The organism is Streptomyces sp. W16, from assembly GCF_033194735.1.
Classification (GTDB): domain Bacteria; phylum Actinomycetota; class Actinomycetes; order Streptomycetales; family Streptomycetaceae; genus Streptomyces.
Genome location: NZ_JAWOAI010000036.1, coordinates 24305 through 33995 on the forward strand (window position 1 = coordinate 24305; position 9691 = coordinate 33995).

Here is a 9691-nt window from a genome sequence, read left to right on the forward strand (position 1 = left end):
CTGTGGTGGTCACATCACAGGGCAACCACGCGACATCGGTGAAACCGCGGTCCGGTGAACCGGGCGCGGTGGCCACCACGGCCGACTCACCTGCCAGGAAGAGGAGTTCACCGAGGAAGGGGGGCCGCCCCACAGCCACCAGGTCGGCCGCGGCCCGCCGCCGGGACCTGCCGGTCGCCCTGCTGCTCATCCTGCCCGCCGTGATCGGTTTCGCGACCTTCTATGCCTATCCGACCCTGCGAGGCATCTACCTCAGTTTCACCGAGTTCCACGTCCTGAGCCCGCCGAAATGGGTCGGACTGGCCAACTTCCGGGAGCTGTTCGGGGACGACGTCTTCTGGCACTCGCTGCTCGTCACCGGATACTTCGTCCTGCTGTCCGTCGTCTTCGGCACCCTGATCTCGCTGCTGACGGCGGTGGTGCTGGACCGGGTGACCCGGTCGTCGGCGCTGCGCGGAGTGATCCTGCTGCCGTTCCTGATCTCCAACGTCATCGCCGCCCTGGTGTGGCAGTGGATGCTCGACCCGACCCTCGGCATCGTCAACATCGCCCTCAAGCACCTGACCGGCCACTCCATCCTGTTCTTCGGCAGCGGGGGATGGGCGATCCCCTCCCTCGCCGCGATCAGCGTCTGGAAGTGGATGGGCTACTACGCCCTGCTGATCTTCGCCGGCCTGCAGACCATCCCGCCGACCATCTACGAGGCCGGTCGGGTCGACGGGGCGAGCGAGATACAGATGTTCCGCCGGCTGACCGTGCCCTTGCTGCGGCCGATCCTCGTCATGGTGGTCGTCCTGACGGTGATCAACTCCTTCCAGGTGTTCGACATCGTGCAGGTCACCACCGAGGGCGGCCCGGCCAACGCCTCGAACGTGCTGCAGATGTACATCTACCGCAAGGCCTTCCGCCAGTTCGACTTCGGCTACGCCGCCACCATGTCGCTGGCCCTGTTCGCCCTGCTCATCGCGGTCACCTTCACCCAGCTGCGGCTCGCCCGCGCCAACGAATCCGACCTGAGCTGAAGGAGGCCGCTCCCATGACTGTCACCGTCGCACCCGGCCCGGCGGCGCTCCCGCGTCGCCCGCCCCGGAAGGACACCCGCAGGTTCTCGCCCGGCAGGGCGGTGGCCTGGACCTACCTCGGCGGCGTCGTCCTCGTCACCCTCTTCCCCTTCTACTGGATCCTGCGCACCGCGCTGTCGAACAACTACCAACTCGCCACCAACCCGTCCTCGCCGCTGCCGGTGGGCTTCACCTGGGGCGCCTTCGAACGCGTCCTCGGGATCGCCTCCACCGCCGATGCCCAGGCCCAGGGCGGCTCCGGCGCCACCCTCGACATCGCGATCTACCTGCGCAACTCGCTGATCTACGCGTCCGTGCAGACGGCGCTGATCGTGCTGCTCTCGGCAGCCGCCGCCTACGCGTTGTCCCGGCTGCACTGGCGTGGCCGCAACCTGGTGTTCAACATCCTGATCGGCGCCCTGATGGTGCCCAGCGTGTTCACGCTGCTGCCCAACTTCGTCCTGGTGAAGGACCTGGGGCTCACCGACACCTTCGCCGGACTCATCCTCCCCGGCGGGCTGTTCCAGGCCTTCGCGCTGTTCTTCCTGCGGCAGTTCATGCTCGGCCTGAGCACCGAGGTCGAGGAGGCCGCCATCATCGACGGCGCGGGCCCGCTGCGGATCTTCTTCCGGATCATCCTGCCGATGTCGGCCGCGCCGATCGCCACCGTCTCGCTGCTGATGTTCGTCAACGCCTGGAACGACTACTTCTGGCCGCTGCTCATCGCCAACGACCAGAGCGTCCAGCCCCTCACCCTCGCCCTCGGCGTCTTCAAGCAGTCCTCACCCCAAGCCGCCCCCGACTGGGCCGGGTTGATGGCCGCCGCCCTCATCGCGGCGCTGCCGATGCTGCTGCTCTTCATCGCCTTCGGCAAACGCATCGTCAACTCCATCGGCTTCTCCGGCCTCAAGTGATCAGTGAAAGAAGGAACCATGAGAGTTCGCAAGGCCGTGGCACTGGGAGCCGCGCTCACCCTGACCGCCCTTGTCTCCGCCTGCTCCTCCAACTCGTCGAGCGGCGGCTCCGGGTCCTCCACCCTCAACTGGTGGACCTGGGACGACAAGCAGGCCGCCGCCTACAAGGTCTGCGCCACGGATTTCGAGAAGGCCAACCCCGGCACCAAGGTGAAGATCACGCAGTACAACGTCGTGGACTACTTCACCAAGCTCACCGCCGGCTTCGTGGCCGGCAAGGCTCCCGACGCGTTCCAGAACAGCGTCCAGTTCTTCCCGGAGTACGCCGACCAGCACCAACTGCTCCCGCTGGACGACTACATCAAGAAGGACAACTTCGACCTGTCGCGGTTCTCCGTCGGCGTCGACTCCTGGAAGTACACCGACGGCCACCAGTACGGCCTGCCCCTGGACTGGGCCGCCACCGGCCTCTACTACAACACTGACATGCTCACCAAGGCCGGCTACTCGGTGAAGGACGTCGAGAACCTGAACTGGAACCCCGACAACGGCGGCACGATCGGCAAGATGATCGCCCATCTCACCCTCGACACCAAGGGCCGACGCGGTGACCAGCCGGGCTTCGACAAGGCGCACATCAAGACCTACGGCTTCGGCCAGCTGGCCGCCAAGGACTTCCTGGGCCAGTCCACCTGGAGCTCCTTCGTCTCCACGACGGGCTGGCGACTCGGCAACAAGGCCAACTGGCCCACCGAGTTGAACTACAACGACCCGCGCCTGGTGAAGACCATGGACTGGATCCGCACCCTGGTCGCGAAGGGGTACGCGCCCAGGATCGGCACGTTCACCAACACGGTGTCCGACGTCGACCTGCTCTCGTCGGGCAAGGTCGCGATGGAGACCGGCGGATCGTGGACGGCGTCCACCTTCGCCAAGATCCCCAACGTCAAGGTCGGCATCGGACCCACGGTCCTCGGCCCCGACGGCAAGACCCGCGCCGTCTTCAGCAACTCCAACGGCAACACCATCTGGGCCGGCACGAAGAACCCCGACCTGGCCTGGAAGTGGGTCTCCTACATGGGCTCCGAGGCCTGCCAGACCAAGGCGTCGGCGACCGGCACCTTCTTCCCGTCGATCCCCGCGTCGATGGACGCCTCCGCCAAGGCGCTCAAGGCGCAGGGCGTCGACCTCACCGTCTTCACCGACATGCTCAAGAACAAGGAGCTCTACCCCTCGCCGGACTTCCGCAACGGCGCGGCCCTCCAGGACGCCATCGAGCCGCTGATCGAGGCCTACTTCGGCGGCCAGAAGAGCGACAGCGTCTTCGCCGACATGCAGGCCAAGACGAAGAGCATCCTCACCGAGAAGTGACCGCTGCCCTTCGGCGCACTGAGGCGGGACGGGGCTTGTACGGCGGGGAACCCCACGCAAGTCCCCGCCGCCGTCCAGGAGTTCCTCCTCCGCGAAGGCCCCGAGCTGCTCGCCGTCCGGCGCTTCCCGGTCGATGACGTCACCCTGTCGGCCGGCGAGAACGTCCGGGTGTGCGGGTCCGGCGCGAACCGTGACCCGGACCGGCCGGCTCGGTGCTGGCCACCGCGGGGCTGCCCATGCCCACCCTCAACCCCGAGCAGGCATTGCTCATCGAGGTCCGCCGCGAAAACTGACGTCACCCTGTGTCAGCGTGAGTTGGTGCTCCCGGAGACCGTGACCTTGACGGGAAGGCGCCGCACTCCGTGCATCAGCAAGCCCGGAGACCACTCCAACTCAGCCGCGTCCACGGCCAGTTCCAGACTCTCGACGCGTTCCAGCAGCGCAGTGACCGCGACCGTGGCCTCCATCCTGGCCAGGGGTGCCCCCAGACAGTGGTGGACACCGTGTCCGAAGGCGACATGGCCGGCCGACCGTCCGAGACGGAAGGAGTCAGGCTCCTCGTACCTGGCGGGATCGCGGTTGGCCGCGGCGAGGGACACCAGCAGCATGTCGCCCCGGCGCACCGGCACTTCACCTATCCGCATGTCCTCGATGGCGAAGCGCTCGGTCGCGGTGAGCACCGGCCCGTCCAGGCGGACGAACTCCTCGACCGCCGTGGGCACGAGCGCGGGATCGGCGCGCAGTGTCTCGAAGAGGTCCGGCTGCAGGGCGAGACCGAGGAGGACGGTACCGATGAGGTTGGCGGTCGTCTCGTACCCGGCGATCAGGAGGAGGAAGGCCATACCGACCAACTCCTGGTCGGTGAGGGCGTCTTCGACGGTGTCGTTGGCCAGCGCGCTCAGCAGGTCCGGCCCGGGTTCCACCCGCTTGCCCGCGATCAGCTCGGCCAGGTACCCGCTCATCCACACATAGGCCTCCTCCCGGTCCGATCCGGCGACCGGGGACACGATCTGCTCCGAGGCCCAGCGGAACCTGTCCCAGTCGCCCAGCGGCACGCCGAGCAGTTCACAGATCACGGCGATCGGGACACGGACGGCGAACCCGTCGATCAACTCCGGTGTCTCCACGGCCAGTACGGCGTCGGCCAGCCCCTCCGAGATCTCGCGCGTGCGGGGCCGTAGCGCCTCGATCTGCTGTGGTGTGAAGGCGCGCGTCACCAGTTTGCGCAGCCGGGTGTGGTCGGGCGGGTCCACGGTCAGCATGTAGTCGATCCCGACCTCGTCCCGCACACCGCTCATCAGCCAGCCCGGCTCCAGGCCGGCGCGCTCGCTCCGCTTGGACACGCGCGGATCGGTGAGCACCTGGCGGGCCGCCTCGTATCCGGTGATCAGCAACTGCGGTGGCGCACCGGCCGGTTCGCAGCGGTGCGCGGCTGCGGACTCCGTCAACCGCCGCAGTACTGCGTGCGGATCCGCCTGGAAGGCGGCGCCTTCCAGCTCCGGCCGCAACGACCCGCTCTCGTCGCGCGGGTTGCTCGTGGTCATCTGGGTTCTCCCGCCTGGTTTCTCTGCTCTCGTCGGCGAGCGTCTCGTCGACCGAAGGACTGGAGGGCCGTGTCACGGCACGGGGTGCCGACGGCTGCCGTGTGGCCGCCGTCGGCACCCGACTGCCGTGCTGTTACTCGCTCTTGAACCGTGCGGTGACCGTGGCCACGCGCTTGCCCTGGTACGCGGCGGCGGCCCGGGCGGTGTCGTCGACGGGGATCGCCCCCTGGCCGTTGACGTGGCTGGTGCCGTAGGGGTTGCCGTCGGCGAACTTCACCGGGTCGGTGTAGCCCGGGGTGACGAGGATGCCGCCGAAGTGGTGGACGGAGTTGTAGAGGGCGAGCAGCGTGGACTCCTGGCCGCCGTGCGCGGTGGCGGTGGCCGTGAAGCCGCTGTAGATCTTGTCGGCCAGCTTGCCCTGCGCCCACAGCCCGCCGAGCGTGTCGATGAACTGCTTCAACTGGCTGGCGATGTTGCCGAACCGGGTGGGGGTGCCGAAGATCACGGCGTCGGCCCACTCGATGTCGGCCGGGGTCGCGACCGGTATGTCCTTGGTGGCCGAAGCGTGCGCCGACCACGCGTCGTTGGCGGCGATGGCCTCCTCGGGGGCGAGCTCGGACACGCGCAGGAGTCGTACCTCCGCGCCCTCCTTGCGGGCGCCGTCGGCAACCGACTCGGCCAGTTCGTGCACGGTGCCGGTCGACGAGTAGTAGATGACTGCGATCTTGGGAGACATGGAGATTTCCTCTCGCTGTGCTGCGTGCTGGACGGCGGTCGCCGCCGTGGTTTCGACGGAGGGAGCCGCCGCGCTCGGTCGGGGATGGGCGATGGTGGTCAGGGTGAGCCGCAGCCAACGGGCGGCGAGCCCCTTCGACGCGGTGAGTCCGTGGCGGTAGCGGTCGACTGAGGTCGAGGCCGAGATCCGCAGTGATCCGTTCTCGACGGACAGGGCATCCACCGTCAGCTCGACCGGAGCCTGGTGCGCGCGGACGGTGAGGAGCCCCTTGACGACCCAGGCGCCGCCCTCGCCGCGGGCCACCCTGGTCGACTCGAACCTGATCTCGGGCCAGCGCTCCGCGTGGAGGAAGGCGGGGGAGCGCACATGGTCGTCACGGCGGGCCGTGCCCGTACGGAAGCTGCGCGCCTCGACGACGGCCCGGGCGGTCGACTGGGTGACCGGCTCCGCGATCGTGACACGCCCGGACTCCACCTGGAACGTGCCGCTCACCCTGCCCAGGCCGAACAGGTGCCGCGTGGTGAAGGTGACGGACGACCGCGCGGGGTCGATCTCGTACGTCCCGGCTGGGGGCAAGGAGACGCTCATGCCCTGCTGGCCTCTCGCTCGGCGCCGCACGGGGCGGCCCGTGCGACGGTTGTGCTTGCTTGGGCAAGTATCTTCAACCCATGCGAAATGCTTTGTCAAGCAAGTAGTTCCTGTGGTTCAGTGTTCTCACGGGGAGCTACGGCGGGAAGGTGAAGGACATGGAAACGCCGGAGCAACAGCACCCCACGAGCCCGGTGTCGGCCCCGCTGAGCTGTGTCGAGGAACGCCTCTGGCGCTCGCTGCAGAGACTGCTGGTGACGCTGCCCCGGGCGCTCGACGAGGACCTGCTGCGCTCCACGGGTCTGTCGCTCACCCAGTACACCGTGCTGATGCATCTGTCGGAGACGGACGGCACCGGCCTGCGCATGACCGACCTGGCCACCGCCACGGGCCTGTCCGCGAGCCGCATCACCCGCCTGGTGGAGACCCTCCGGGCCCAGGGCCTTGTGGTCAAGCGACCCCACTCGACGGACGCCCGGGGCAGCATGGCCGTACTCACCGAAGCGGGACGGCAACGGCTGCGCGGCGCCTACCCGGCGCATCTGGCCAGCGCCCGCCGACGCGTCATGGACCAGCTCGACCCGGCCCTGGTCGACCAACTGGCCGAGGAACTGCGGGCGGTGGCCGATCCGCTCCAGGCCCGGTGCCGGGCGAGCCACGATTTTGGCGAACAGACTTCCGCGTACGGCGAAGCAGTCACATGACCCAAGCCGGGCCCGCACTCTCCGGCGAAACATGGTGCCTTTCCGGCTCCACCCGCCGCCGAGGAGGCACCCATGCTCCAGGGCTACACCTACCCGCTGTCACCGCGCGGAGAGGCGAACCTCGCCCCAGCCCCGCCGTGGCACTACGCCGGTGACATCGTCGGCGTCGAGTTCTGGGCCGACCCGGCCGCCGCCGAGGCGACGCTCCCCGAGGGGCTGACCCCGGACCCGGACTCCGACGGGCGCGCGGTGGCGCTGTTCATCGACTGGCAGTTCTCCGCACAGCACGACGAGTACCTCGACCCGGTGCGCAGCCAGTACCGCGAGTTCATGGTCCTGGTCGACGCGCACCACCGGGGCGAGCCGGTCTCGTGGTGCCCTTACATCTACGTCGACAACGACCTGGCCATGGCGCGCGGCTGGGTGCAGGGCTTCCCGAAGAAGCTGGGCGCGGTCCACCAGACGCGCGTCTTCGCGGCGCCCGGCAGCGCGTCGCCGACCCTCGCGCCCGGCGGCCGGTTCGGTGCGTCCATGTCGGCGGCCGGGCACACCCTCGCCGAGGCCACGGTGACGCTCCGGCAGCCGGCGGACGACCCGGCGGCCCTGTTCGCACGCCCCACGGTCAACCTGCGGCACTTCCCGAGCCTGGCCGCCGGCGAGTACGACAAACCCGCCGTGCACGAGCTGGTCATGGCCGAGTTCGACGACCGGCGACTCGCCGACGTGTGGACCGGCACCGGCGACATCGCCCTGTTCACCGCCCGCGGCGAGGAACTCGCGGACCTGGCACCCGTGCGCACCGGCGCCGGTTTCCGCGCCTCGATGTCCTACACCGTGACGGACGTACGGCGACTGGACACGTAACGGGCCGTCTCAGGGGGCCGGTAGGAGACGGTCTCCCCGAACTCGTCGGCGAACACCCCTGCGAGTTCGGTGCCGTTGAGGTGTTCGGCCGCGATGGACACGGCGCCGCCGGGACCTGCTGAACGGACCGGAACAGCTGGAGGCCGACCCGGCCGGTACGCCGTCGGACGCGCCGGGCCGTACCCCTGGGGATCAGGGCCCGTCCGGCGGCCGACCGCGGTGGCGGGCTCGGGTGGGCTGCCGTTGAGGTTCCTTGCTTGAGCACGCTAACCTGCGAGGATGACCGCCGAAGATCCCCTCACCGCGCAGGAAGAGCGCTTCTGGCGCGCGCTGATGCGTGTCATCGTCGCGCTGCCGCGCTCACTGGACGACGATCTGCTGCGCGCCACGGGTCTGACGCTCACCGAGTACGTCGTCCTGATGAACCTGTCCGAGGCCGAGAACCAGGAACTCCGCATGGCGGACCTGGCCTCGGCCACCGCCCTCTCGGCGAGCCGCATCACCCGCGTCGTGGACGCGCTGCAGAGCCGCGGCCAGGTCGTCAAACGGCGCTACGAAGGAGACGCGCGGGGGAACGTCGCCAAGCTCACCCCGGACGGGATGAAGCGACTTCAAGCCGCGTATCCGGTGCACCTCGCCAGTGCCCGCAAGCGGGTCATGGACCATCTGGACGGCCGCTCCCTGTCGGCCATGGTGCGGCAGTTCGAGACGGTGGTCGAGAAGTTCGACTGAGGGCCGCGGCCCAAGTCGACTCCCTTACACGGGCCGGGTCGCGCCGGTGCGGTGACGCCGCTCCTCGAACGAGGCGAAGACCGCCGAGACGCCATAGACGAGGCTGAACAGGCCGAAGACCGTGGCGAGGGAGACCGCGCCGATGTCCGGGTGGACGAACAGCGAGAACGCGAACACGATCGCCACCGCGCCGGTCAGCAGGAACAGGGTGCGTTCCCCGGCCGTCTCGCCGCGCTGGAAGGCCAGGCCGATCTCCATGGCGCCGGTCGTCAGGGCCCACGCGGCGATCCAGATCGTGAGCGCGAGAGCCGTGATGCCGGGCCAGGCAAGGGCCACCACCCCGCCGGCCAGCGAGAGCAGGGAGAGCAGCAGCCAGCCGACGACGGGGCCCACCCGGTCACTGGTGAAGGCACGGGCGGCGTCCGTCGCCGCGATCATGAACGCGTAGACGGCGAAGAGGACGACGACCGCGCCGATGGTGATGCCGGGCCAGGCGACGGAGACCACACCGAGGACGACGGCCAGCAGACCGCGCGAGAGAAGCACGTTGGGTGAACTGAACATGGTCACCTTCCCCATACGAATGTCGCCCCGGTCTTCGCCCGGAACCATGGTCCGCCACGAAGGCTAGGGTCGCGCCCCCCGGCCGCGATCTGTCATACGACTGCATCCGCTACTTCCATACCGCCCCGCCGTCGTGACATGAAGAGGTGCAGCCAACTGACCGATGCGCCGCCCGAGTCGCTGCGAGACCATCGGAACTCCCTGGCTTTCGGCCTGTCGACGAGGAGCCGACGTGAGCACCGTGATCGACACACCGCCTCCTCGGACGGTTCGACGGGCGGTCGATCTGTGGCGGCTGTCGCTGTCCCTGGCCGTGCTGGTGACGGCCGCACTGCTGGCCGTCGCGACCCGCGACTTCGTCCGCGCCGCACAGCAGGGACTGCTCGACTCGGCGACCGCTCTCCCCCCGACCCTGCGGGACGGCCTGGTGGGAACGGTGCAGGCCGTCGCCCTGCTCGCACCGGTCGCGGCCGTCGTGGTGTGGTGCGTACGGCGGCGGGTCGACCCGGTGCTACGGGTCCTGCCCGCGGCGCTGCTCGGCGCACTGGGCGCGTGGTCGCTCACGCACCTGGCGTTGGTGCGGGGGAGACCCGACGCGTGGCCGGAGGTCCTG

The 9691-nt window shown here is 69.1% G+C and carries 10 protein-coding genes and 2 pseudogenes; 7 read left to right on the plus strand and 5 right to left on the minus strand.

The window, feature by feature from the left end:
- The first annotated feature begins 2 nt into the window (after positions 1 to 2).
- The 3 genes from R6V09_RS07485 to R6V09_RS07495 are packed head-to-tail and all read left to right on the plus strand — an operon-like array spanning position 3 to position 3346.
- Positions 3 to 1022, plus strand: coding sequence for a carbohydrate ABC transporter permease (locus tag R6V09_RS07485; RefSeq protein WP_317880547.1), 1020 nt, complete (start codon positions 3 to 5; stop codon positions 1020 to 1022).
- A 14-nt stretch (positions 1023 to 1036) separates the two neighbouring features.
- A complete protein-coding gene (locus R6V09_RS07490) occupies positions 1037 to 1975 on the plus strand; it encodes a carbohydrate ABC transporter permease (protein WP_317880548.1) in 939 nt (312 codons plus the stop codon).
- 18 nt (positions 1976 to 1993) lie between these two features.
- Complete coding sequence (locus R6V09_RS07495; RefSeq protein WP_317880549.1) at positions 1994 to 3346, plus strand: ABC transporter substrate-binding protein; 1353 nt, start codon at positions 1994 to 1996, stop codon at positions 3344 to 3346.
- A gap of 305 nt (positions 3347 to 3651) precedes the next feature.
- Here the strand turns inward: R6V09_RS07495 and R6V09_RS07500 are convergent, their stop codons facing one another.
- The 3 genes and pseudogenes from R6V09_RS07500 to R6V09_RS07510 all read right to left on the minus strand — a co-directional run.
- Positions 3652 to 4890, minus strand: a complete 1239-nt coding sequence (locus tag R6V09_RS07500; RefSeq protein ID WP_317880550.1) for a cytochrome P450 family protein — start codon at positions 4888 to 4890, stop codon at positions 3652 to 3654.
- A gap of 133 nt (positions 4891 to 5023) precedes the next feature.
- A complete protein-coding gene (gene wrbA / locus R6V09_RS07505) occupies positions 5024 to 5626 on the minus strand; it encodes an NAD(P)H:quinone oxidoreductase (protein ID WP_317880558.1) in 603 nt (200 codons plus the stop codon).
- 144 nt (positions 5627 to 5770) lie between these two features.
- Positions 5771 to 6214, minus strand: a pseudogene (locus R6V09_RS07510) (YceI family protein); the annotation flags it as partial.
- 158 nt (positions 6215 to 6372) lie between these two features.
- Here R6V09_RS07510 and R6V09_RS07515 point away from each other — a divergent pair.
- A complete protein-coding gene (locus tag R6V09_RS07515) occupies positions 6373 to 6918 on the plus strand; it encodes a MarR family winged helix-turn-helix transcriptional regulator (protein ID WP_317880551.1) in 546 nt (181 codons plus the stop codon).
- Positions 6919 to 6990: 72 nt separating this feature from the next.
- The gene (locus R6V09_RS07520; RefSeq protein WP_317880552.1) at positions 6991 to 7782 is read left to right on the plus strand and encodes an acetoacetate decarboxylase family protein; all 792 of its coding nucleotides are present in this window, start codon (positions 6991 to 6993) and stop codon (positions 7780 to 7782) included.
- Here R6V09_RS07520 and R6V09_RS07525 read toward each other — a convergent pair.
- Complete coding sequence (locus R6V09_RS07525; protein WP_317880553.1) at positions 7746 to 7883, minus strand: hypothetical protein; 138 nt, start codon at positions 7881 to 7883, stop codon at positions 7746 to 7748. The genes R6V09_RS07520 and R6V09_RS07525 overlap by 37 nt on opposite strands.
- 178 nt (positions 7884 to 8061) lie before the next feature.
- Here R6V09_RS07525 and R6V09_RS07530 point away from each other — a divergent pair, with 178 nt between their 5' ends.
- On the plus strand, positions 8062 to 8514 hold the full coding sequence (locus R6V09_RS07530; RefSeq protein WP_317880554.1) for a MarR family winged helix-turn-helix transcriptional regulator: 453 nt from the start codon (positions 8062 to 8064) through the stop codon (positions 8512 to 8514).
- A 24-nt stretch (positions 8515 to 8538) separates the two neighbouring features.
- Here R6V09_RS07530 and R6V09_RS07535 read toward each other — a convergent pair whose 3' ends face one another.
- The gene (locus tag R6V09_RS07535; RefSeq protein WP_317880555.1) at positions 8539 to 9078 is read right to left on the minus strand and encodes an HdeD family acid-resistance protein; all 540 of its coding nucleotides are present in this window, start codon (positions 9076 to 9078) and stop codon (positions 8539 to 8541) included.
- A gap of 232 nt (positions 9079 to 9310) precedes the next feature.
- Between R6V09_RS07535 and R6V09_RS07540 the strand changes: the two are divergent.
- Positions 9311 to 9691: pseudogene (locus R6V09_RS07540) on the plus strand (hypothetical protein); the annotation flags it as partial.

What these genes read in the sequence shown, in the direction of transcription:
- R6V09_RS07490 (WP_317880548.1), top strand. Translation starts at nt 1,037, where the DNA reads ATGACTGTCACCGTCGCACCCGGCCCGGCGGCGCTCCCGCGTCGCCCG.
- R6V09_RS07495 (WP_317880549.1), top strand. Translation starts at nt 1,994, where the DNA reads ATGAGAGTTCGCAAGGCCGTGGCACTGGGAGCCGCGCTCACCCTGACC.
- R6V09_RS07500 (WP_317880550.1), bottom strand. Translation starts at nt 4,890, where the DNA reads ATGACCACGAGCAACCCGCGCGACGAGAGCGGGTCGTTGCGGCCGGAG.
- wrbA (WP_317880558.1), bottom strand. Translation starts at nt 5,626, where the DNA reads ATGTCTCCCAAGATCGCAGTCATCTACTACTCGTCGACCGGCACCGTG.
- R6V09_RS07515 (WP_317880551.1), top strand. Translation starts at nt 6,373, where the DNA reads ATGGAAACGCCGGAGCAACAGCACCCCACGAGCCCGGTGTCGGCCCCG.
- R6V09_RS07520 (WP_317880552.1), top strand. Translation starts at nt 6,991, where the DNA reads ATGCTCCAGGGCTACACCTACCCGCTGTCACCGCGCGGAGAGGCGAAC.
- R6V09_RS07530 (WP_317880554.1), top strand. Translation starts at nt 8,062, where the DNA reads ATGACCGCCGAAGATCCCCTCACCGCGCAGGAAGAGCGCTTCTGGCGC.
- R6V09_RS07535 (WP_317880555.1), bottom strand. Translation starts at nt 9,078, where the DNA reads ATGTTCAGTTCACCCAACGTGCTTCTCTCGCGCGGTCTGCTGGCCGTC.